The following is a 2006-nucleotide window of genomic DNA, read 5'->3' on the forward strand; positions in this document are numbered from 1 at the left end:
CCCGCGTTCCGCAGATGTGTAGCAGGAAAGACACATAGATCTGGGGTCTGAGCTGGGGAAACGCTTGCGGGCGTGCTGATGCGGCGTGTCACTAGGCGTGGGGGTTGTGCCTGGTCAGGCGTCTGCGGAGGGGGCGGCTTCGACGATCTTCTTCGGGGTTGGGATGTCGAGTTTGGCCAGGATGTCGCGCTGGGGTTTGGTCAGTTCGGCGCGCTGGCGGAAGGTGCCGGTCGGGCCGGTGAAGGTGGCGACCGTGAGCGGGTCGAACTCGGTGCGGATGCGTCTCCAGGTGGTGGCGGTGGTGGTCTCGATGATGCGGATCAGCAGCAGGGCCAGCCAGCACAAGATGACGTGGGCGCGGATGCGTTCCTCCAGTCGGTGATAGACCGGGCGCAGGTCGATGATCTGCTTCATGTCGCGCCAGCCCCGCTCGACCTCCAGCAGTTGCTTGTAGCCGACGGCGATGTCCTCGGCCGGCAGCTTGGGGTCTGAGCAGCGCAGCAGGTACTTGCCGTCCAGGTTCGTTTCGGCCTTGACCTTGGCGGCGTCGATGCGCAGCAGCCCGCCCGGGGTGGTGCGCAGATACCGGTTCAGGCCGGGCTTGGTGGAGATGACGCCGCGCAGTTCAGCGCGTTTGGTGGCGCTGAGCGCGTCGGTGCCGGCGATCAGCTCCTGGAGTTGTGTGAGGAGGCGTTCGCGGATGGCGGCGTCGCGCATCGCGCCCTCGGGGTTGAAGCAGAGCACGAACCGGTCGGCCTCGCCGATCCGGACCTCTTTGACCTTCAGGTTCTCGGCCACGTCCTGGTAGCGGCCTTGGCGGGACAGCGCGGCCTTGGCCTCGGCCGAGCCCGAGCGCAGCCGTTCGCCGATGATGTAGTGATGATCGCCCTGGCGCAGGTAGCGGCGGTTGGCGGCGGAGGCGAAGCCACGGTCACCGACCCACACGATCTTGGATAGGGTCCAGTCCCGCATGTCGTCCTTGACCTGGCGGATCAGGGCGGTGTCGGTGGTGCTGCCGGGCCAGGACCAGACGCGGACCGGGATGCCGTCGCGGGTGACGGCCATGCCGATGACGATCTGGGGCAGGTCGTCGCGGTGATCCTTGGACTTGCCGTGGGTGCGGAAGCCTTTCATCGCCGCTCCATCGTCGGCGCCGCCGTCGCCGCCGTCGCCGGTGGTGTCGGGGTCGGGCAGCGGGACACCGCGCTGGTCGCGGGCGATCGGCTCGTCGCCTTCGTCGATCTCGAAGTAGGTGGAGGTGGTGTCGAAGAACAGCAGGTCGACCTCCAGGTTGAGCAGGGTGGCGACCTGGTCGAACACCTTGCGCTCCACGGAGTCTTGGACCTGGTGCAGCCAGTCCATCGCCCGGTAGCAGGCATCATCGCTGCAGGTGGGCAGGCCGTCGATGTGGGCGGCGCGGCCGGCCCAGTGGGAAGCGGCCAGTTTGGAGGAGGCGTCCAGGGCGCGGTTGGCGACCAGCGCGAACAGCACCCGTTCGGTGAACGGGCTGCGCCGGGTGGAGGCCAGCATGCGCGTCATGATCGTGTCGATCTTCAGCTGCCGCCAGAGCTGGTCGAGCAGGTAGACGCCGCCGTAGGCGGCCGAGCCGATGAAGGTCAGGTCCGCGCCCGAGGTGAGGGCGGCGGCGCGGCTCGGGTCCAGCAGTCGGCACAACGAGCCGACCAGGCGTTCGACGGCGGCGCGGTCGATCAGATCTTCGCGGCCGAAGTTATGCAGGACCTTCATCTTGGCGGCTTTGGCGACCGGATCCCACTCGTTATGGGCGAGTTGGAGGTATCGCACCGTGGTGCCGTCTTTGTTCTTCCGGCTCGCTGTCCTGACGAACATGTCACCAGACCGTAGCAGCGCGTGTGCATGTCGTGACGGGGTTATCAGCGAAGTCGTGTCACTAGGGCTTTCCACCGTTTCCACCAGGCCAGAACGCGCTGACCTGCGGGTTCAGACCCGAACATGCCCTGGATCACGGATTAGCTGCGGAACGCGGG

At 66.9% G+C, this 2006-nt stretch carries 1 protein-coding gene; it reads right to left on the reverse strand.

Annotation, left to right across the window (positions count from 1 at the left end; genetic code table 11):
- Window positions 1-114 precede the first annotated feature (114 nt).
- Window positions 115-1848 (reverse strand): IS1634 family transposase, encoded by a 1734-nt coding sequence (locus ETD85_RS61965; RefSeq protein WP_138699044.1) that lies wholly within the window; start codon window positions 1846-1848, stop codon window positions 115-117.
- Window positions 1849-2006: the final 158 nt, after the last annotated feature.

Source organism: Nonomuraea zeae (genome assembly GCF_005889725.1).
Lineage (GTDB): Bacteria > Actinomycetota > Actinomycetes > Streptosporangiales > Streptosporangiaceae > Nonomuraea > Nonomuraea zeae.